This is a genomic window from Micromonospora sp. HNM0581 (assembly GCF_012726175.1).
In the GTDB taxonomy this organism is placed as follows: domain Bacteria; phylum Actinomycetota; class Actinomycetes; order Mycobacteriales; family Micromonosporaceae; genus Micromonospora.
This window is the reverse complement of the sequence record NZ_JAASAD010000008.1, coordinates 74269-96259: the sequence shown is the minus strand read 5'-3', so window position 1 is coordinate 96259 and position 21991 is coordinate 74269. Positions and strand designations below refer to the sequence as shown.

Below are 21991 nucleotides of genomic sequence, written 5' to 3'. Positions count from 1 at the left end.
GTTCTCCTTCGTTCGAGACTGCTCAGATTCCGTCCAGTCGCCAGCGCGGTGATCCGTCACGGAGCCGGAGGACCGCTTTCAACGGCAACGCGGTGTCGTGGAAGCGGGATTCGAGGAAATCTGAGTGGTAGCCGGCGGTGTTGAGGTAGACGAGGTGGTCACCGGGGCGTACCGGCCGGGAAAAGCCGATCTTGCGCCAGGTGACCATGTCGTTCTCCAGACAGGTCGAGCCCGCGACGCAGGCCGGGAACTCCTCGCTGGCAACGGACTGAGCCGAGAGCAGGATGGGGTCCGGTAGGTAGTCGGTGTTGAACCACTGTTCGCAGAGGCTCAGGCTGTTGCCTGCCACGGTGGCGATCGCGTACCCGTCGGTGTCGCGCCGGTCCTCGACCTGTTGCACGCGGAACACGGTGAATCCTGCCTGGTCCAACAGCGACCTGCCGGGTTCGACGACGAAACGGATGCCGACGCGGGCAGCCTTCGCCGACAGGCTCTCGTCCCCGTCGACGGGATGGTTCATGATCGTGCGCGCGGCCTCGGTGGTGGGCATTCCTCCGTACGGGTAGAAGTAGAGGCCCCTGGAGGTCTTGGTCCCGTGATACTGGGCCGGCTCGTTGTGTCGGAGGAATTCATCCCAGAGCCGCGGCTCGACGTAGCGCATGGGTAGACCGCCGCCGATGTTGACCAGATCGGTGGCCGGTGCGCCGCGTCGCCTGGCGTCGAGACAGTGTTCGATCATCTCGTTCGCCGCGATCGCCCGTTCCTCCGGCGAGTAGCCGTTGAGGTGGAACGAGAATCCACAAAGGCGGACGTGCTCGACGAGTTCGAGACACTGGTCGACCGCCGCGTCACGCTCGACCACGGCCATGCCGAAGCGACTTCCCGGCTGGCTTCCGGTCCGAGCCCGCAGCAGCACCCGCACCTGCCGATTCGTCAGTCTGGCGGTGGCGGCTAGCCGGCGGAGTTCGCTGACCGAGTCGACGGCGACCAGACAGTCGTGCTGGACAGCGAGAGCGTGCAGCGTGTCGTCCTTCTCCGGGCCGGAGATGCCGATCCGGTGGCCGGGTACTCCGCCGGCCAGGGCTTTGACGAGTTCGGCGGCGCTGGCGACGTCGACTCCGACGCCGGCAGCGGCGGCCGACCGGACGAAGCAGTCGGCCTTGTTCGCCTTCTTGGCGAACAGGATGTCGACGTCGGCACCCGCCTCGGCGAACGTCCGCCGAAGCGCGGCGATGTTCTCCTCGAAGACCTCCGGCAGCACGACGTGCAGCGGCGAACCCAGACCGTCCAGAAGTTCGACGAGCAGGGCCCGGTGGTCGTCCAGAAGCGTGGAAACCGCGGGATGCCGCAGGGCGGTGAGCGGGACGGGCCGAACTCCAGCCAGCATCGATTCGGTTACTGATTGCGACGTGGTCACTCCGCCATGTCTACTAGACTCGAAAACCATGTGCAATAGGCGATCGATATCAGTCACTTGTTAATAATCGACCCATCGAGCGGGCGCCGCGATCAACCCGAACGAGATCACCCGCCGCGACCCTTCGCTGCCGCCGCGCGGACTGCTAGCCTGCCACCGATGAAAACGACAACGGGTATCAGAGTCACGGCTGCTGCGGCGATGCTGTTCCTCGCCGGATGTTCGAGCGGCCAACCCTCCGACGCACCTACCGCGGCAGCGCCGACGGCACCGGGTGGAACGACCTACCCACTCACCATGACGAACTGCGGCACCGACGTGACGCTCGAAGCGGTGCCACAACGGGTCGTCACGCTGAACCAGACCGCAGCCGAGATCCTCATCAAACTCGGGGTGGGCGACCGGGTCGTCGGGTCGGCCTACGAGATCTACGAGCCACCGGCCGCGTTGGTCGAGCCGTACGCGAAGATCCCGCAACTGAGTCCACGCGGAGAGCCACTCAAGCACGAGAAGCTGCTCGAAGCGCAACCGGACTTCGTCTACAGCAGCTTCGGGAGCTTCCTCACCGCAGAACAGGCCGGCGATCGTGAGCAGCTACACGACCTCGGTGTGGCAACCTACGTCACCGAGTTCGACTGCAGCTACCACGTCAGCGTGCCGGACGCGGACTTCGACATGTTGTATGACGAGTACCGCACCCTAGCCAAGATCATGAGCGTTCCGGACGCCGGCGAGAAGCTGGCGGCTGAGCAGAAGGCCCTGGTGGACCAGGCAGTGGGCGCCATGGAAAACAAGGACGAGCCACTCAAGGTGCTGTGGTTCTACTCCACCTACGACGGGACGCCCTGGGCCGCAGGTCCCGGCGGCCTGCCGCAACACGTCTCCGACCTCGTCGGGGTGAAGAACATCTTCGACGACGCCAAGACCAAGTGGGCCGAGGTGAGCTGGGACGAGGTCGCTGCCCGCAATCCCGACGTCATCATCCTGGCCGACCTGACCAGAGGCGAGCCCAACGACACCGCAGCGGAGAAAATCTCCCTGCTGAAGAACGACCCGCTCACCAGCAAGCTCGGCGCGGTGACAGACGACCGGTTCGTCACCATACCCGGCGCCCAGATGGACCCCTCCTACGGCAGTGTGGAGATGGTTCCCGCCCTGGTCGAAGGCCTGAACAAGTTCCGATGAGCAGCCCACGACCATGACGACGAACCTGCACGAACCGGCCAGGCGTGTCCCGGACCCGATCGCCGGCTCCCGGCCGACGTCATCGCGTCTGCGGCGCGCCTCCGTGCCGGCCGTCATCCTCCTGGCCTCGGTCGGACTGCTGACGTCGATCATCGCAGCGTCGCTGTTCGGCAGTGCGAACATCGACCACCTCGACGTCGTGTCCACGATCATGCGACACATCGGCCTCGGTGAGCTCGCCCCGAACCCGCCGCTGCCGAGACTGCTGGACGCACTCATCTGGGAGTCACGCTTCCCGCGCGTACTGCTGTCCGCGTTCGTCGGCGCGGCACTGGCGGTCTCGGGCGCGGTCCTGCAGGCGATCACCAGGAATCCCCTGGCCGATCCGTACCTGCTGGGAGTCTCCTCCGGCGCCTCGACCGGCGCGGTAGCCGTCATCCTCCTGGGTATCGGCGGCGGCATCTCCCTGTCGACCGGAGCTTTCGTCGGCGGTCTGGTCGCTTTCGGCCTGCTGCTGGTCCTGCTCGGTGGAGGGCGTGTCGCCAGCCCCACCCGCGTGGTGCTCACCGGTGTGCTCGTGTCCCAGTTCTTCGCCGCGATCACCAGTCTCATCCTCATGGTCAGCGGGGACGCCAACTCCACCCGCGGCTTCACCTACTGGCTGCTCGGGACCCTGGCGGGCGCCCGGTGGGACGGAGTCACCTTCACTGTCGTCATCATTCTGGCGGGGTTGCTGGCGATCCAGTTCTTCGCCTCGTCCCTCGACGCCTTCACGTTCGGCTGGGACTCCGCCGCCGCCCTGGGCGTGAACGTCACCGCGGTCCGCATCTGGCTGATGGTGCTGACCTCTCTCATCACGGCAGCCGCCGTGGCAGCCTCCGGCGCGATCGGATTCGTCGGGCTGCTGGTCCCACACGCCGTCCGCATCCTGGGCAGTCCGATGCACCGTTCGTTGCTTCCCCTGTCCGCGGTTCTCGGCGCCATCCTGCTCATCTGGGTGGACACCTTCGCCCGGACAGCGTTCACGCCGCACGAACTACCCGCCGGCGTGATCACCGCGCTGCTCGGTGCGCCGGCCTTCGCGCTGGTCCTCAAGCGTCTGGAGTCCTGATGGGCCGCATCAACGCCACCGATCTCTCCTGGTCGGTCAAGGGACACCGGCTGCTGGACAACATCGACTTGGCCGCTCGGGACGGAAAGGTCGTCGGGCTTCTCGGCCCCAACGGCTCGGGCAAGTCGACCCTGCTGCGCCTGCTCGCCGGATTGCGCCGCCCCGACACCGGCACCGTCGAGTACGACGAAACCAACCTGCGGGACCTGAGCCGGCGGATCCTCGCCCGGCGGCTCGCCGTCGTCGAGCAGGACGTGACCGCCCACAATCACGTCAGCGTCCGGCAGGTCGTCGAGCTCGGCCGCACACCGTTCCGGGGCCGCTTCGACGCGCTGACCGAGCACGATCAGCAGGTCATCGATGCGGCGCTGAGTCGAGTCGGCATCGCCGACAAGCAGCACCAAAGCTGGCACACCCTGTCGGGAGGGGAAAAGCAGCGCGTTCAACTCGCCCGCGCCCTCGCACAGGAACCACGGGAGATCCTGCTCGACGAGCCCACCAATCATCTCGACATCCGTTACCAGCTCGAACTACTCGAACTACTCGGATCGCTGAGGGTCACCTGCGTCGTCGCCCTGCACGACCTCAATCTCGCCGCACGTTACTGCCACCACGTCGTCGTCCTCGACCACGGGCAGGTGTTCGCCGCCGGTCCGCCCGAGACGGTCCTCACCGCCGAACTGATCAGATCGGTCTACGGCGTGGAGGTACTCGTCGACCGGGAGCCCACCGCAGGCACCCTCCGCATCACCTACCTGGCCGCCACCACCTCGCGAACCGACGCCACAGTCGTCGCGGGTTGACCGCATCCGTATCGGGAGAACGATGCACACGCAGGACAGTGCCGTGGAGAGCCACCCCGCGCCGATCCCCTTGTTGCGAAGCCCGTCCTTCATCCGGCTCTGGACCGGCACGATGGCCTCCGGCGTGGCAACGTGGGCACTGCCGTTCATCCTCGGACTGGCAGTCCTCGACCGATCACTGACCGGCGTCGGGCTCGGGGTCCTCCTGGCCACACGCACCGCGGGTTTCCTCGCCGCCATGCCGGTCGCCGGCGTCCTGGCCGACCGTTACTCCCGGCGGCAGACAGTGCTGTGGTCCGGGCTGATCGCCGCCCTCGCCACACCCGTCATGGCCATGACTCTGGACCGGTCGTTGGTGGTGGCGGCAGCCGCAGCCTTCGTGGTGGGCGCGGGGCAGGGCGCGTGCCGCCCGGCTTTCCAGGCACTGACCGCCGAGGTCGTCGCCGAGCCACAGCGGCAACAGGCGAACGCCGCGATCACCCTCGCGGTCCGCGTCACCACCCTGGTCGCGCCCGGGCTCACCGCGCTACTGGCCGTAGCCGTCTCCACGCCGGTGCTGCTGTGGGGCATCGGCGTCCTGTGGTTGGTGGCCGCTCTGGTTCCTCCCCCCGGAAACGACTCGGCCGAACCTTCGACCACCAGGCCGAACATCCTGGCCGACTTCGCCGACGGGATGCGTGAAGCCCGTAGACATCCCTGGTTCGTCGCCGGCCTGGCCGCGCTGACGGCGGTGATCGCCACCGGGTACTCGGCCACCTTCGTGGTCCTGCCCCTGGTCAGCCGGGACCGCTTCGGCAGCGAGGCCGTGCTGGCGGCCGCGATGACCACCTACACGATTGGCGCTCTCGTCGGAGCCATGATCATCGCCAGGTGGCGGCCCCGCGCCCAGGGCTGGGCCGCGCTGGGCGGGCTAGCGCTCTACGGACTCGTGCCGTTGAGCCTGCTGCTACCGGTGCACCCCGTAGTGATCTTCGCCGCGTACGTGCTCGCCGGCATCGGCATCGAACTGTTCAACGTTCCCTGGTTCACCGCCACCCAACGCGAGGTGGAACCCACCAAACTAGCCCGGGTGTCCTCACTCGACTTCCTGCTCTCCTACGGGCTCGCACCGGTCGGTCTCGCACTCATCGCACCCGCGATCGACCAGTTCGGCGCGACCGTGGTGCTGGCCGTCTGCGCGGTGGTGTGTTTCGCCGCTCCAACGGCAGCCGCAGTGATGGTTCCCTCGTCCCGGGGCTTCTCCGTCAGTCACGGCAAGTCGGACGGGTAACTGCGGAGACAATGGCCCCGTCGGACGAGAATGATCGGGCTCGGTACCGAATACCGTCGGCGTACGGCCGGCGTCTGGACGAGGTGGGAACTGCCGGGTCGCAGTCCCACCGTTCTACGGTGACGTCTCCCCGATCATGCCTGGCTCCGCAGCCGGTGTCCGCTCCCGAGCCCTCCCAGCAGCCTGGTGGGAGGGCTCGGGTGCCATCGTCTGCCTACAAGTAGAGGGTGTTCGGCTCCAGCCCACACAGGATCCGACCGTAGAGCTCGGTGTTCACGTCCGGCACAACCAGGCCGTGCAGGGCGGCCGATGTGATGTCCCGCACGATCCGCTGGATCGGTACGTCGCGGTAGATGGAGGTGCCACCGCTTGCCATCTGGAGGGTGTCGGCGACTTCCTTGGCCAGGCGAGCCGCCTCACCCTGGTCCGCGCGAACCCGAACCCGCTCCTCGACGGTCCACCCCTCTCCGCTGAACGCCTTATGGTCTACGACGTCTGCGATCCGCCGGGCGTGAAACATGGCCTGGTCGATCTTGTGTGCTGCGGCGCCGACCCGTAGGTGGGTCAGCGGAGCCTCGGCCTGACTCGCATAGTCGGTGTAGATGATCTTCCGTTCTGGAAGCCGCTCGAAGAAGACGTCCCAAGCCGCCCTGGCCAGACCCGTCAACAGGCCAACGCCAGAGACGGCAGCGACCAGGGTAGCCGGGGTTTGGTAGATGGGGATCGTCGCGTTGGTCGAGGACAGGGTCCGCGGAGCGAGCGCGGCCTCCAGCGGTATGACCCGCTCGGCGGGGACGAAGACGTCCGTGGCGACCGTGGTGACGCTGCCGGAGCCACGCAACCCCGTGGTGTGCCAGTCGTCGACAAGTTCCATGTCGGACATCGGCACCATGGTCATCACCGGTTCGGGCTCGGCGCCGTCGCGCAGGATCACCGCCGCAGCCTCCATCCAGTGCGCGTGGTGGGCTCCACTGACGAAAGGCCAGCGGCCGGTGAGGAGGTAACCACCTTCCACCGGAACCATCACACCCTTCGGCGCGTTGGTGCCGCACACCCGAACGTCCGGGGTGGAGAACACCTCATCCTGCACCTCGTCGGGGAACATGCAGACCAGATAGGTGGGAATCCAGTTGACCATCGCCACCCAGGCCACGGAGCCGTCGACGCGGCCCAGAGCCGCGCCCACCTCGACCAGGGTGGCCCCGTCGCACTCGAAGCCGCCGTAGCGCTTGGGCACCCGCATCCGAAAGATGCCCGCCTCGGCCATCGCCTCGACCGTCGAATCGTGCAGGCGCCGGTGCTCCTCGGACCACACCACGTTCTCTCGGAGCACAGGCTCTGCCTTCGCGACACGCCGGAGGATCTCCTCACGCATAGGGATCTCAGTCAGCGTCACCATTCCTCCTTGAATTGCGGTCCGTGAACCGTCCCATTTACCGTCGCATCGACCGCTCCGCGGCTACTTCTTCGGTATTGCGCGGATGCGCGCCCGTAGGAGCCGCCCCGGAGCGCTGTCACGGGTCTAGGACGGCAGGCGCATGGTCCGCAGGAAGATGGGTAACAGCCACGGCCGGCGCCCGCCGACGATCACCTTGCGGGTGAGCACGGCCCGGCCCCGACCCATCCGGCCGAACATCATCAGAGTGAAGGCGGCCGGATCAAAGGACAGCCGGACGTCCGGGCGGGGGTCGGGCGGCTCCACGACCACTCGGCCAGCGACGAGAGCCAGGGTGACATCGGGACCGAACATGTGTCGGAGGGTGACCGAGACACGTCCCGGGTACACCGCGCCGTCACGATCCAGCAGGTTTCCGTAGCCGCGACGCGTCATGCCGACCAGGAAGAGGTCGACGAACAGGGCCGCGTCGGCCGGATCGATGACCCAGGGCACGCTGAGCGCCTTCGCAATGTCCCAGGCGTGAATGTTCAGCTCGTTCAACAGGTGGGCGAGCAGCCCGTCCACCGGCAACCGCGCGTCACCGAGCCACCTCACCTCGTGGTCCGGGCCGGTGTGCTCCGCAGCCCGGAGGACGGCCTGCACGTCGTCACGCAGCCGGGCGGACAGCACCGGCACCCGCCGCTCGGTGTAGCACCGCAGCACCTCGGCATTCATCACCGAGATGCTGTCCACCGTGGTGCGTTCACGCCACTGGAGCAGCGCGGGGACCGGTAGGTCGGGCGGAACGGAACGGACGAGCCCGAGACCCATCGCGGCGACACCGGCCAGGTGCGCCATCGTGTCGGCCACCGTCCAAGCCGCAGTGACAGGTAGGTCGGGCGGTGCTTCCTCGACGAGGACGAACAGCCGCTGCAGGACGGCGGACACGGAGGCTCGCACGCGACGTTGCTGGTTGGCGTAGACCGACATGCCTCCACGATGGAGTAAGCCGGGGTCCACACGCTATCCCAGATTGCCGTCTCGGCGGCCGATTCGGCAACTCGGGAGAAGGCCGGTCACCGGGCCGTTCTGATAATCCAATCATGACGGTCACGGAAGTCACCGCACAGACACGGCTGAGGCGGGCCGTCCCCGCGCGCGGGGACGGCCCGTCCTGGTCAGCGCCGCAACGGGAATACTTCTGGCGGTGCTGTGGTCGTACGAGTTCGTCGACCACGTGATCGGCGAAATGTCGCGGACGCGGTCCTGGGCCACGACGCGAAGGCCACCGCCATCGGTGGCGCCGCTACGGGAATGGCCTTCGCCTTCGTCTCCGGACTGGCCGGAACGTCACCGCCGGCACCATCGCCATGGCCGCTGCTGTCGGTCCGATGAGCCAGGCCGGCGGAGCCCACGCCACCCGAGCAGGGTTGCGCGGGATGCTTCGGCCACGGGGGTCGGGCCTACCACGGATGGTCCCGGCCGTGCAGACGCCGCACCGCCGGCCGGACGCTGATCGGCACCGGAAGGCCGGCCGACGGCAGGACCAATCAGGCGGGCTGCGTGGCTGGCTCGCGACGACCGCTCACCTTTGCCGCCGGCATCGGGCCACCGCGGGCGGTTCCGGTCATCTCGTCACCGTCGACCACCACCTCGAATACGAGGTCCATCCTCATAGGCTTGGTGATCGACTGGTACCACGACAGCCGCTGGCCCTCCAGCCGGAGATCGTTCAGCGTGAGCGTCTCCTTCTCGCCACGGGAAATACCCTGCAAAACGTCATCCCTGGTGAACAACTCCAGTTCGGTACGACGGGTGCCGAACGGCGTCGCGACCGCGACCTTCCACAATCCCTCGACTGACACAGCGGCTTCCTTTCTTCTTCCGGGGAGCCCGGTCGACCCGTGGCGATCGTTTGAACGGTGCGGCCCGGGCGGCGCCTCGGACAGCGCCGTGATTCAGGCTAGCCGTCACGAATGAGATCGACAGTCGCCATATTGCCTTCTTCATCACAAGCCGGGGACAAGCACCGCGACCGAGGCGCGACGGCCGAATATGCATCGCGCCGGCAAATCGTGCTATTGGCAGAAGCCGAAGCGGTCATGACTTACACAGGCGCCGGAGGCAATGTGAAAGAAGCGCGGCTGCCCTTGGTCGTCGCACGATGAACCCGGCCCCGATCAGGCCGGTCCCCCACTTCTTCCCGTCGCGGAGGAGGACATCAGGCTAGCTCCTAAATCCACGTCGCCACGCCAACGAAGATCGGTACCACCCTCCACCGGCCGCCAGCCCTCCGCCGGACCTGAACGTCAGGCGACACTCCCCCATCCCACGCCGCGCGTCAATTTCGGGAATTCGCCGAAACCGCTGCGGTGATGCCGTCTGCCCTGTTCGCCATCGGCTTAGACACAAGCCGATGGCCCTTTCGTAAGGAGACCGTACCGTGCTGGGCCAACGTGCACGCTCACTCAGTCCCGGAATAGTCACAATTCTCCTCGTGGCTGCCTTGTTCTTTGTCATCGACAGCCGCGTGTCCGTCGCCGGCGCCGAGCAGGTCGCCACCCGGTACCGCTTCGTCGAGCAGTCGATCGCGTACCCGGACGGCTACGACCAGCTGCCCAAGAGGACGATCCGGGACGTGAACCGCTCCTACCACAAGATCCGAGCTTGGGTCTCGTCGGTCGGGGCGAGCATCGCAGTCAACGACCTGACCGGTCACGGCCGCCCCAACAGCCTGTGCTTCGTGGATGTGCGCACCGACAAGGTGGTCGTCACCTACGCCCCCACCGCTCCGCAGGAGGACAGGTTCACCCCGTTCGTCCTCGACCCGGCGCCGCTGCCGACCGACGACACCATGGCTCCGATGGGGTGTGTCCCGGGTGACTACAACCTGGACGGGCGCATGGACCTCATGGTCACTTTCTGGGGTCGGGTGCCGATCCTGTTCCTGCGCAAGGCCGGCGCCACCACCGTGTCCAACACCGCGTACCACCGCCAGGAGCTACTGCCCCAGAGCTCCCCGGACGGCGCTTACCACGGCCCCAAGTGGCACACCAACGCCTCCCTGGTCAGCGACCTGGACGGAGACGGTCGCCCCGACATCGTGATCGGCAACTACTTTCCAGAGTCCGATGTGCTCGATTCGCGGGGACAAGACAACGTCGAGATGAACGAGACCCTGTCCAGTGCCACTAACGGTGGCGGCAGTCACGTGCTGCGCTGGCATTCGGCAACCTCAGGTGACAACCCGTCAGTGACCTTCGTGCCACAGCGGGGCGCGATCCCGCACCCGTCGTCGACCGGCTGGACGCTCGGTCTGGCGGCCGCCGACCTCACCGGTCGAGGGCTGCCCGACGTCTACGTGGCCAACGACTTCGGCCACGACCGTCTGCTGCACAACGTTTCGACCCCCGGCCGGATCGCGTTCACCACGGCAGTCGGCGAACGCACACCCTTCACCCCGAAGTCGTTCGTACTCGGTCAGGGGTCGTTCAAAGGCATGGGCGTCGACTTCGGTGACCTGGACCGCAACGGCAGCTTCGACATGATGGTCTCCAACATCACCACGGCCTGGGGCCTGGAGGAGAGCAACTTCGTCTGGATCAACAAGGCCCGCGACGAGCGGGACATGCTCGTCAAGCTCGACGAGGGTGTCGCACCGTTCACCCAGGAGGCCCGTCCACTCGGCCTGGCCTGGAGCGGGTGGGGCTGGGACGTCAAGTTCGGTGACTTCCGCAACAGCGGTGACCTGGAGGTCGTACAGACCCTCGGCTTCGTCAAGGGCGATATCGACCGCTGGCCGTGGCTCCAGGAGATGGCCATGATGAACGACAACCTGATGTCCAATCCCGCGATGTGGCCGAACATGCAACCCGGCGACGACATCGCCGGCAGTCAGCCGCTGGCCTTCTTCGCCCGGACCCCCAGCGGCGAGTTCGCCAACATCACCTCGCAGATCGGGTTGGACGTGCCGATCCCGACCCGTGGTGTCGCCACGGCAGACACGCGAGGAAGCGGCGCATTGGACCTCGCGGTGGCCCGCCAGTGGGGTCCGCCGGCCTTCTACGTCAACGACGCGCCCGGCAAGGGCAACTACCTGAACCTGCGGCTGCACCGGCCGACGCTCAGTGCCTCGACCGGACAACCCCTTCTCACCCCCGCCTACGGAGCCACCGTCCTGGTGACCACACCGGACGGACGCAAGCAGATCGCCCAGCTGGACGGCGGCAGTGGTCACGGCGGCAAGCGCAGCTTCGAGGTGCACGTCGGGTTGGGCGCCGTCAGTGGCCCGGTCACCGTTGACCTGCGCTGGCGCGACCTCAGCGGCAAGCAACAGAGCACCAGCCAAAAGCTCACCCCGGGTACGCACACCCTCGTGCTGACCGACCGCGCCGAGGAGGTTCCGAACCGATGACCACGATCGCACCCCCGCCCACCGTCGGCAGTGCGCCGACCGTTCCCGTCGCCCCGTCCCCGACCAGACCCGAGCCCGACCGCCGCTACCTCGCCCTGCGCAACTTCGCCATCTCGATCAGCGTGTTCAACATCTTCGGCTACACCTTGCTCGGCTTCGAGCAGCCCTGGCTATGGCCGGTCCTGGCGGCGCTGACCGCCTACGCCACCGAGATCACCTTCGAGTTGATCAGAGCCTGGTCCCGGAAGGAGACGCCCCGTTTCCGGGGCGGCGGCATCCGCCGGGTGTACGAGTTCCTGCTGCCGTCACACATCACCGCGCTGGCCTGCAACATGCTCCTGTACGCCAACGACATGTTCCTGCCGATCGCCTTCGCCGTGATCATCGGAGTGACCGGCAAGTACGTTCTCCAGGCCCCGGTCTACGGCCGGATGCGGCACTACATGAACCCGTCGAACTTCGGCATCACCATGGCCCTGGTCTGCTTCGGCTCGTGGATCTCCATCGCCCCGCCGTACATGTTCACCGAAGATGCCAACACCTTCTTCCGGATCATGATTCCGATCATCATCGTCACCGCCGGCACCGTCATCAACGCGCTACTGACCCGTAAGGTCGCCCTGATCGTCGGCTGGCTCGGCGGCTTCGCCATCCAGGCCTTCCTCCGGGCGTGGATCTGGGACGTCGCTCTCTTCTCCGCGCTCGCGGTGATGACCGGTGTGGCCTTCGTGCTGTTCACCAATTACATGATCACCGATCCGGGGACCACCCCGGTGAAGCCGATTCACCAGTTCATGTTCGGCTCCGGGGTCGCCATGGCCTACGGAGTGCTGATGGTGTTCAACGTCGTCTACACGCTCTTCTTCGCCGTGGTCGTCGTGTGCGGCATCCGTGGACTCGGCTGGTGGGTCGCACACCTTCGCAGGAAGTACCGACAGCGGACCGCCCTGCCCGTCGGCGTCTCACCCCGCACCACCGGGGGGATCGCGTGAGCGCGGCGAGTAGAGGAGCAGACATGAGCGAGCGCATCGCCGTGGTCGGTATCGCCTGCCGGTATCCCGATGCCGACAATCCCAACGAACTGTGGGAGAACGTGCTCACCGGCCGTCGGGCCTTCCGTCGGCTGCCCGACGAACGGATGAACCACGAGGACTACTACTCCCCCGACCCGTCCGCTCCCGACCGCTTCTACTCGGCCAAGGCCGCGGTCATCGAGGGCTTCGAGTTCGACCGGATCCGGCACAAGATCGCTGGGAGTACCTTCCGGTCGACCGACATGACGCACTGGCTGGCCCTGGACACGGTCGACCGGGCCCTGCGGGATGCCGGCTTCCCCGGCGGTGAGGGACTGCCGCTGTCCACCACCGGTGTCGTCATCGGCAACACCCTCACCGGCGAGTTCAGCCGAGCCAACCTGTTGCGGCTGCGGTGGCCCTACGTACGGCGCACGGTCGGCGCGGCGCTGCGCGAGCAGGGCTGGGACGATGACCGGGTCGGCACGTTCCTCGACGAACTGGAGCCGCGTTACAAAGCGCCGTTCCCGCCGATCGACGAGGACACACTGGCCGGCGGCCTGGCGAACACGATCGCCGGTCGGGTCTGCAACCACTTCGACTTCAAGGGCGGCGGCTACACCGTTGACGGTGCCTGCTCCTCGTCACTGCTCTCCGTCGCCACCGCCTGCAACGCCCTGGCCAGTGGGGATCTCGACGCCGCCGTCGCCGGTGGGGTGGACCTGAGCATCGACCCCTTCGAGGTCATCGGTTTCGCCAAGACCGGAGCCCTGGCCACCGGCGAGATGCGGGTCTACGACCGGAACTCCAACGGTTTCTGGCCGGGCGAGGGCTGCGGAATGCTGGTGCTGATGCGCGACGAGGACGCGGTAGTCCGCGGCCTGCGCCGCCATGCCGTCATCGCCGGATGGGGCTACTCCTCCGACGGTAAGGGCGGCATCACCCGGCCCGAGGCCAGCGGCCATCGGTTGGCTATCCGTCGGGCGTACGAACGGGCCGGTTTCGGCATCGACACGGTCGCCTACCTGGAGGGTCACGGTACCGGTACGGCGGTCGGCGATGCCACCGAACTCCAGGCGTTCACCGAGGCCCGCCGGGAGGCAGACCCGGTCGGCGCACCTGCGGCGATCAGCACCGTCAAGGGCAACTTCGGGCACACCAAGGCAGCCGCCGGGGTCGCCGGCCTACTGAAGGCGATCCTGGCCGTACGTCAGCAGGTCATCCCGCCGGCCACCGGCCACGTGGAGGCGCACCCTGTCATCGACGTGGAGCGACCCGCCGTGCGGGTACCCACGACCGCCGAGCTGTGGCCGGCCAACAAACCGGTCCGAGCGGCCGTCTCATCGATGGGGTTCGGCGGAATCAACGCCCACGTGGTGCTCGAAACCGCCGAGAGTGCCCGCCGGACACGCATCGGACCAGCGACGGCCGCCCTGGTGCGATCCCGGCAGGACAGCGAACTGCTCATGTTCGACGCACGTACAACGGAGGAACTGGGCTCGAGGCTGTCGGACCTGGCACCGTGGGTTGGGAGGTTGTCATACGCCGAACTGGGTGACCTGGCCGCGGTCCTGGCTGAGCAGCTGGCTGACCGGCCGGTGCGGGCGGCGGTTGTCGCGGCCTCTCCCGAGCAGGCGCGGCAACGCCTGCAGCGGCTGGTCGAGCTGACCGACGAGGGCACGCACAGGGTGATCGACGCGGCCGGGGGCGTGTTCCTCGGCGTGGCCGGACCCGCCCCGCGGATCGGGTTCCTCTTTCCTGGTCAAGGGGCCGGTCGGCGCGCTGACGGCGGGGCGCTGCGCCGGCGGTTCGAAGAGGTTGACGATCTCTACCTGGCCCACCGGCCACCGCCCGGCGCCGACCTCGTAGCCACCGCGGTCGCCCAGCCCCGCATCGTCACCGCCTCGGTGGCTGGCCTGCGGGTGCTGTCCATACTCGGCATCGAGGCGACCGGCGCCACCGGGCACAGCCTCGGCGAACTGACCTCGCTGCACTGGGCCGGTGCCATGGACGAGTCGGCGCTGATCGCTACGGCCGCCGCGCGCGGTCGGATCATGGCCGAGGCCAGCACCTCCGACGGCACGATGGCCAGCGTGACCGCAGCACCGGACGTGGTGAAGCCACTTCTGGAGGGTACTCCGGTGGTGATCGCAGGTTACAACAGCCCGAAGCAGACCGTGGTCTCCGGCCCGGTCGCCGCGGTCGCTCAGGTCGGCGAACGCGCCGAGCGGGCGGGCCTGTTCTGGACCCGGATCGCGGTGTCGCACGCCTTCCACTCCGAGGCCGTCGCCCCAGCGGCCGTCGCGTTCGCCGGCCACCTGCGCGGCCAGTCCTTCACGGCAATGTCCCGCAAGATGGTCTCCACGGTCACCGGGGACGTGCTGCCGGAGGACACGGACGTGGTCGACCTGCTGCGGCGGCAGGTACTGGAACCGGTGCGGTTCGCCCAGGCGGTACGGCGGTTGGCCGACGACTCCGACCTGCTGCTCGAGGTTGGTCCTGGCCGGGTGCTACGCGGGCTGGCCGCCGACATCGCCCCCGAGGTACCGGTCGTCTCGCTGGAGACCGACAGCCTGTCGCTGGCGGGACTGCTCGCCGCGGTAGGCGCGGCGTATGCCGCGGGCGCCCCGGTGAACCACTCGGCGCTGTTCCAGGACCGGTTCACCCGGCCAATGGAGCCGGGCAGACCACTGCGGTTCTTCGCCAGTCCGGCCGAGTCGGCGCCAGCGGGAAACTTCGCCGCAGCAAGTACGGGAACCGAGCCGGCCGTCGTCCCGACGATGGCCGACGGATCACCGGTCGCGGTCCCCTGTCCCGGTACGACGATCGACAGTCTGGAACTGCTGCGCCGGCTCGCCGCCGAGCGGGCCGAGCTGCCGATCGAGGAGGTACGGCCGGACAGCCGCCCCCTGGACGAACTGCACCTCAGCTCGATCACCGTCGGACAGATCGTCAACCAGGCCGCCCGGGAACTGAATGTGGCGGCCCCGACGCTGACCTCCAGCTACGCCACCGCCACGGTGGCAGAGATCGCGCAGATCCTCGACGAGGCGAGCGGCGGCATGACCACCGCCGATCCGGAGCCGATCATCCCCGGCGTGGCGCCGTGGGTACGGGCGTTCACGGTCGACCTGGTGCCCACCGAGGTGGGCCCCCGGGCCGGCGCCCCGGCGGACGGTGGCTGGCAGGCGTTCACCGCCGGACACGTCCCGCTGGCCGAACCGCTACGCACGGCGTTGCAGCGGGCACGGGTGGGCGGCGGGGTACTGCTGTGCCTACCAGCCGACGGTCAGCCCGAGCACATCCCGGTGATGCTGCGTGCGGCGCGGGCCGCGGTGACACAGGGAACCGCGGTGCGCTTCGTCACCGTCGGCGAACGGCGCAACGCCGCCGGTCTGGCCAAGACGCTGCACCAGGAGCACCCGGAGATTGCCACCACAGTGGTCACCCTGCCGCTGAGCAACGAGCCGTCCCAGGACGTCCTCGCGGACCGGGTGTCCCGGGTGGTCGATGACGTGGCGGCGACCGAGGGATTCAGTGAGGTCCACTACGACGTCGACGGCAACCGTCACGTCCCCGTGTTACGGCCGGCAGCGCTGCCTCCCAGCGACGGGCCCGGCCTCGGTGAAGGGGACGTGCTGCTGGTGACGGGAGGCGGCAAGGGCATCACCGCCGAGTGCGCCCTGGCTCTGGGCCGCCACAGCGGGACGGCGGTCGGCCTGATCGGCCGCTCCGACCCGGCGGGGGACGCCGAGTTGTCGGCCAACCTGGAGCGGCTCACCGCCGCCGGTGTCCGCCACCATTACGCCCAGGCGGACATCACCGCCGTGGACGAGGTGAAGGCAGCCGTCAACGCGATCGAGGCGGCGCTCGGACCGGTGACGGGTGTGCTACACGGAGCCGGCCGCAACGAGCCGACCGCGTTCGTCGACCTCGACGAGGCGACGTTCCGGCGGACCATCGCCCCGAAAATCGACGGGCTGGAGGCGCTGCTCACGGCCGTCGACCCGCACCGGCTGCGGCTGCTTGTCACCTTCGGCAGCATCATCGGCCGGGCCGGTTTGCGCGGCGAGGCACACTACGCCACCGCAAACGACTGGATGACCGACCTGACGCGCCGGGTCAGCGAGAACTACCCGCACATTCGGTGCCTGGCGCTGGAATGGTCGGTGTGGTCCGGTGCCGGCATGGGCGAGCGACTCGGGGTGCTGGAGGCCCTTGCCCGGGACGGCATCGCGCCGATCCCGGTCGAAGCCGGCATCGCGACGCTGAAAGAGGTACTGGCCAGCCCCTGCGCGCCGCAGACGTTGGTGGTGATGGGACGCGCTGACGGCCTTCCCACGGTCGCATGGGAGCAGCGGGAGCTTCCGTTGCTGCGCTTCGTGGACCGGCCACAGGTGCACTACCCTGGCGTCGAACTGGTCGTGGACGCCGACCTGAGCGCCGACGACGACCTTTACCTGCCCGACCACGAACTGGACGGGGATCTGCTCTTCCCCGCCGTACTGGGGATGGAGGCGATGGCTCAGGCGGCGACGGCGCTCACCGGCCGAACCGCGGCCCCTGTCCTGGAGAACGTCGAACTGCTGCGGCCGATCGTGGTGCCCCCCGCGGGTGTCACCACCATCCGGATCGCCGTACTCGTCGCGACCGACGGCTCGGTCGACGCGGTGATCCGCAGCAGCGACACCAGTTTCCAGGCCGACCACTTCCGGGCTCGGTTGCGCTGGGATCCGCCGCTGCGGGTCGACGCCCGACCGGCCACCGGCGGCGGGCAGTTGCTGCCGATCGATCCGGCGCGCGACCTGTACGGTCCGGTGCTGTTCCAGGGACGTCGGTTCCAGCGGCTGCTGGGCTACCTGGACCTCGCGGCGAAGGGCTGCTCGGCGAGGGTGTCCAACCGGCCGGTCGACAGCTGGTTCGCCCGGTACCGCCCGGGTGAGCTGGTGCTGGGTGATCCGGGCACCCGCGACGCGGTGATGCACGCGTTGCAATGTTGCGTACCGGACGCGACCTTGTTGCCCGGCGCGATCGAGCGCCTCTACCTGGCCGACCCTAAGCTCGCCGGCACTCTCGAGACGGTCACCATCCACGCGGTGGAACAGCGGCGGCAGGGCGACACCTACCACTACGACGTGGACGTCTGCGATTCCGACGGCAACCTCGTCGAGCGGTGGATCGGACTGCGCCTGCACGCCGTACGCAAGCAGGACGGCAGCGGGCCTTGGCTGCCCGCGCTGGTGGGCCCGTACCTGGAGCGGCGGACGGGGGACTTCCTGACCACCGAACTGCGCTGCGTGGTCCGGCCCGAAGGTCCCGACGAGGATCGCCGCCGGCAGACGAGTAGGGCGGTGAGCTGGGCTCTCCGAGCACAGACCACGGTACGCTACCGGCCCGACGGTAAGCCCGAGATCGACGGCAACGTCCGGATCTCCGCCTCGCACGGTGCCGGGGTGACTTTCGTCGTCGCCGGCGCCCCGGCGGTGGGTTGCGACGTGGAACTGGCCACGACGCGCTCCCAAGAGGACTGGGAGGGCCTGATCGGCGCCGATGGCGTGGCCCTGGCCACGCTGGTGGCCAGGGAGCAGCAGGAGGACCTGAGCGTGTCGGCGACGCGGGTCTGGGGTGCGGTGGAGTGCCTGCGCAAGAACGGTCACGCCCGCGCCGAGCTGGTGGCCGAACCCACCCGGCCGGCCGGGTGGGTCGCCCTTCGGTCGGGACCGGCCCGGATCGCTACCTTCGCCACCCGGTTGCAGGACATCGGCGAGCCCGTGGTGTTCGCCATCCTCGCGGAAGGAGACCGGTGAATCATGGAGACCTACTACGAGTACCGGCACCTGGTCGGTTTCGAGGAAACCAACCTCGTTGGGAACGTCTACTACGTCAACTACATGCGGTGGCAGGGCCGGTGCCGGGAGATGTTCCTGCGGGACCGGGCTCCGGCGGTACTGACGGACATCCGCGACGATCTCAAACTGTTCACCCTCAGGTGCGAGTGTGAGTTCTTCACCGAGATCACCGCTTTCGACGAGCTGTCCATCCGGATGCGGCTGGAGGACCTGACCCAGACCCAGATCAGCTTCGCGTTCGACTACGTCCGGCTACGGGACGGTTTCGAAGAGTTGGTGGCCCGAGGTCGGCAACGCGTCGCCTGTATGCGCGGCCCGAACACGGACACCCGGCCCACCCGGGTCCCCGAGGCGCTGCGAACCGCCCTGTCGCAGTACGTGATGCCGACTGCGCCCGGCGGTCCGGCACGTCCGGTCCTCGAAAGCCTCCGGGAGGGCTGAGCTATGACCAGAGCGGACCACCGGCCGGTGACGACGTCGACGGTGCCGCCGGCTGCGAACGGCCACGTCGAACTGCGGGCGGTGCTGGGAATGTTCGCCACCGGCGTGACGGTGGTGACCTCGGGCAGGGACCTGCCCCACGGCATGACCGCGAACGCCTTCACCTCCGTGTCGCTCGACCCGGCCATGGTACTGGTGTGCGTGAAGCGCAAGTCGATTCTGCACGACACGGTGCTCTCCCAGGGCGCCTTCGCGGTGTCGATCCTGTCCTCCGGACAGGAGGGCCTGGCCCGGTACTTCGCCAGTTCCAGCCGTCCCCGCGACGAGCGGGAGTTCGCGACGGTGCCGTGCCAACCGGGGCAGCACACCGGTGCGCCCATCGTGGAGGGAAGCCTGGCCTGGGTGGAGTGCAAGCTAGCGGCGGTGTACGACGGCGGCGACCACTCCATCTTCCTAGGTTTCATCCTCGGCACCGGGCGGGGTGACGGCAGTGACGCACTGCTGTTCCACGGTGGCCGTTTCTGCGGAGTCGGCAGCGGCTGAACCAGCGCCACCGAGAGCCGGGCGACGACGCACACGCGTGGTCGCCCGGCTCTCGAGTTGCCGGTCCCGCGGCCCTCCGGTCGTTGTCAGCCGGTCAATCGACCGCGCCCGAGGGGGCGGGCCAGCACCGCAGCGAACACACCCGACGAGGCGCAACCGGCCCATCAGGCACCGGTTGCGCCGGAGGTCACCCGGTTCAGGCTTCGTGGACGTCCATCGGCAGCCCGCCTCGCACCCGCAGGGTCAGCATCGGCTCCGGTACCACGCGGTGTCCCGGGTGCCGCGACAGACGCAGCTGACGGACCACGCAGGCGATGACGAACACCGCCTCCATCAATCCGAGATTGTTGCCGACGCAGAAGCGCGGCCCCGCTCCGAACGGGATGTACGCGTACCGCGGCCGATCGGAGGGCCGGTCAGGGTGGAACCGCATCGGGTCGAAACGGTCCGGGTCAGGCCAGAACTCCGGATGCCGGTGCAGGGTGTACGGGCACAACACGACGTCGGCTCGGGCGGGCACGTGCCACTTGCCGACGACGTCCTCGCCCTGCGCGATCCGGGGCAGCAGCCACACTGGCGGGTACAGCCGCATCACCTCGTCGACGACCATCGCGGTGTAGCGCAGCCGGTGCAGGTCCTCGTACACCGGCGTCCGGTCGCCGAGCACCTCGACCGCCTCCGCGTGTACCCGTTCCCACACCTCGTGATGCTGGTCGAGCAGGTGGAACGTCCAGGTGAGGGTGCTCGCGGTGGTCTCGTGACCGGCGAGCAGCAGGGTGACCAGCTCGTCGCGCATACGTTGCCGGGCGACCTGCGGATCCGTCTCCCGGCTGGTCGACTCGATCAGCCGGGACACCACGTCGTCGCGCCCCTGCCCACCACCGGGTTCTGCCCGGCGGCGGGCCACCAGGCGGTCCACGATGTCCTGCAACTCGGCGCGGCCCCGACGGAACCTGAGCTGCCGAGGCAACGGCACCCAGGTCGGCACGGCGCTCAGCGACATCATCTCGAAGATGGCCTGGTCCTGCACCGCCTCGAAGGCCGCTCCGATCCCGCCGAACTCACCGAGGTCGGTGTCGAGCAGGGTCCGGCCCAGCACGCCGAGGGTCAGTTCGGTCATCTCGTGCCGGATGTCGACCGGCCCGCCGCCGACCATGCGTTGCAGCCGAGCGGCCATCCGTTCCGCCTCCTCGGCGATCCCGGCAGCCTGCCGGGCGATGCGCCGCGCCTGGAACACCGGCTGGATCACCTTGCGCTGTTTGGTCCACAGCTCACCCTCGCTGGTCAGCAGGCCGTCACCGAGGGTACGTCGGGCGTGTGTCAGGCCGATGCCCTTGTGGTAGTTGCCGGGGTTCTCTGCCAGCACGTGCTTGGCGTGCTCGGGATGGTTGAAGAAGTAGAGCGTCTTCGGACCCAGGGGCAGGCGGACGGCGTCACCGTGACGCGCAGCGACCGACCGCATCACGTTCAACCGGTTGCGGGCCATTCGTCCGAGCAGCACCGGTGCCGTCCAGGCCGACGGTCCCGGCGGGCGTAGGCCACTGCGGTCGGCGAGCGCTGTCACGGCTGCACCCGTGCGGCGCGGAACCGTTCGGCCACGGCGCGCCGCCACATCTCGTACGCCGGCAGTCCCGGCGCGATCGGTTCCGCAGGGATCAGCTCGTCGGTGACCCGGGCCGCCTCGGCGGCCGAGGTCCGGCAGAGCACCCTGGTCGCCAGTTCGGTGTGTGGCATCAGCAGTCCTGCCCGGATCCGGGCCTGGGCGGCGAACGCGGCGGACTGTGCAACGAATGGCGCGTGCTCCCCCGCACGGTGCAGGAACAACCGCAGCTCGTCCTCGGTGCAGCCGCCGGCATAGGCGGCCGCGAGGCCGGCACCGCTGTACAGGTCCTGGCGCCGCTCCTGCGCGAACCGGTCGATGAGGTCGGCCGCGATGGTCGGGTCGGATCCGGCGACGAACCAGGTGGCCCGGCCGATTCCCTGGTCGATGGCGCGAGCGGCGTAGGAGGCCGGTCCTTCGGGTGGCCAAGGGAAGTCGGTCACCGGGCGACGACCACGCACGTACGTGTCGGTGTGGAAGTACGCCTGGTGGAAGCCGTAGCCGTCATGAACCAGCCACCGCAACAACGGGTCCGTGGCCGCCGCCGCAGCGCGGCGCCACAGGAACCGGGGCAGCCGGGCCAATGCCCAACCGATACCGACGTACGCCATGTAGACGTGCCGGCCACCGGAGCCGGCGAGGAACTCGGCGCTGCGCCGGGGGCTGCCCGGGGTCAACGCGTCGACGAGCGCGAAGCCCATGGCGGCACCCTCGTAGGCGAAGCCTCTGAACCGGCGGGGCACCTCGGCGAGGTCAAGGTCGACGTCGGTTACCCGATGGGCGCCGGCGGCCGAGGAGAGCCCCGTCAGAAAGGACGATCCGACGGTCTCCAGGACGGCGCGGGACTGCGGCCCCTTGTCGTGGAACCCCCGCGTGGCGACCAGGGTCTCGGAGATGTCGGGGGTCAGTACGCGACGCCTGAGCGCTCTGATGGTGCCAGCCACCTGCTGCTCCCATACATTCAGGA

At 68.4% G+C, this 21991-nt stretch carries 15 protein-coding genes; 9 read left to right on the top strand and 6 right to left on the bottom strand.

The features are described 5' to 3' along the window. Positions 1–22: 22 nt before the first annotated feature. On the bottom strand, positions 23–1387 hold the full coding sequence (locus HCA58_RS12510) for an alanine racemase (protein WP_205808459.1): 1365 nt from the start codon (positions 1385–1387) through the stop codon (positions 23–25). Positions 1388–1576: 189 nt separating this feature from the next. Here HCA58_RS12510 and HCA58_RS12505 point away from each other — a divergent pair, with 189 nt between their 5' ends. The 4 genes from HCA58_RS12505 to HCA58_RS12490 are packed head-to-tail and all read left to right on the top strand — an operon-like array spanning position 1577 to position 5786. Continuing rightward, a complete protein-coding gene (locus HCA58_RS12505; protein ID WP_240956122.1) occupies positions 1577–2602 on the top strand; it encodes an ABC transporter substrate-binding protein in 1026 nt (341 codons plus the stop codon). Positions 2603–2615: 13 nt separating this feature from the next. Then, positions 2616–3713, top strand: a complete 1098-nt coding sequence (locus tag HCA58_RS12500; protein ID WP_169597971.1) for an iron chelate uptake ABC transporter family permease subunit — start codon at positions 2616–2618, stop codon at positions 3711–3713. Then, positions 3713–4516, top strand: coding sequence for an ABC transporter ATP-binding protein (locus tag HCA58_RS12495; protein ID WP_169597970.1), 804 nt, complete (start codon positions 3713–3715; stop codon positions 4514–4516). The genes HCA58_RS12500 and HCA58_RS12495 overlap by 1 nt, the downstream gene beginning before the upstream one ends. 22 nt (positions 4517–4538) lie before the next feature. Next, complete coding sequence (locus HCA58_RS12490) at positions 4539–5786, top strand: MFS transporter (RefSeq protein ID WP_169597969.1); 1248 nt, start codon at positions 4539–4541, stop codon at positions 5784–5786. A 214-nt stretch (positions 5787–6000) separates the two neighbouring features. Here the strand turns inward: HCA58_RS12490 and HCA58_RS12485 are convergent, their stop codons facing one another. The 3 genes from HCA58_RS12485 to HCA58_RS12475 form a co-directional block, all read right to left on the bottom strand. Next, positions 6001–7185, bottom strand: a complete 1185-nt coding sequence (locus HCA58_RS12485; protein ID WP_169597968.1) for an acyl-CoA dehydrogenase family protein — start codon at positions 7183–7185, stop codon at positions 6001–6003. Between the two features lie 123 nt (positions 7186–7308). Further along, positions 7309–8154 (bottom strand): maleylpyruvate isomerase N-terminal domain-containing protein, encoded by an 846-nt coding sequence (locus HCA58_RS12480; RefSeq protein WP_169597967.1) that lies wholly within the window; start codon positions 8152–8154, stop codon positions 7309–7311. A 560-nt stretch (positions 8155–8714) separates the two neighbouring features. After that, a complete protein-coding gene (locus HCA58_RS12475) occupies positions 8715–9029 on the bottom strand; it encodes a hypothetical protein (protein WP_169597966.1) in 315 nt (104 codons plus the stop codon). Positions 9030–9652: 623 nt separating this feature from the next. On the opposite strand from HCA58_RS12475, the gene HCA58_RS12470 reads away from it, so the two are divergent. Genes HCA58_RS12470 through HCA58_RS12450 form a run of 5 tightly spaced genes read left to right on the top strand, consistent with a single transcriptional unit; the run spans position 9653 to position 19424 of the window. After that, the gene (locus HCA58_RS12470; RefSeq protein WP_169598070.1) at positions 9653–11578 is read left to right on the top strand and encodes a CRTAC1 family protein; all 1926 of its coding nucleotides are present in this window, start codon (positions 9653–9655) and stop codon (positions 11576–11578) included. Continuing rightward, complete coding sequence (locus tag HCA58_RS12465) at positions 11575–12570, top strand: enediyne biosynthesis protein (protein WP_169597965.1); 996 nt, start codon at positions 11575–11577, stop codon at positions 12568–12570. The genes HCA58_RS12470 and HCA58_RS12465 overlap by 4 nt, the downstream gene beginning before the upstream one ends. A 23-nt stretch (positions 12571–12593) precedes the next feature. Beyond that, the gene (locus HCA58_RS12460) at positions 12594–18398 is read left to right on the top strand and encodes a type I polyketide synthase (protein ID WP_169597964.1); all 5805 of its coding nucleotides are present in this window, start codon (positions 12594–12596) and stop codon (positions 18396–18398) included. A gap of 3 nt (positions 18399–18401) precedes the next feature. Next, a complete protein-coding gene (locus tag HCA58_RS12455) occupies positions 18402–18881 on the top strand; it encodes an acyl-CoA thioesterase (RefSeq protein ID WP_169597963.1) in 480 nt (159 codons plus the stop codon). Between the two features lie 3 nt (positions 18882–18884). Next, the gene (locus HCA58_RS12450; RefSeq protein WP_169597962.1) at positions 18885–19424 is read left to right on the top strand and encodes a flavin reductase family protein; all 540 of its coding nucleotides are present in this window, start codon (positions 18885–18887) and stop codon (positions 19422–19424) included. 196 nt (positions 19425–19620) lie between these two features. On the opposite strand, the gene HCA58_RS12445 is transcribed toward HCA58_RS12450, so the two are convergent. After that, positions 19621–20988: a cytochrome P450 gene (locus HCA58_RS12445; protein WP_169597961.1), complete on the bottom strand. Its 1368-nt coding sequence runs from the start codon at positions 20986–20988 to the stop codon at positions 19621–19623. After that, positions 20985–21968 (bottom strand): DUF1702 family protein, encoded by a 984-nt coding sequence (locus HCA58_RS12440; RefSeq protein WP_169597960.1) that lies wholly within the window; start codon positions 21966–21968, stop codon positions 20985–20987. Before HCA58_RS12440 ends, HCA58_RS12445 begins: the two co-directional genes overlap by 4 nt. Positions 21969–21991: the final 23 nt, after the last annotated feature.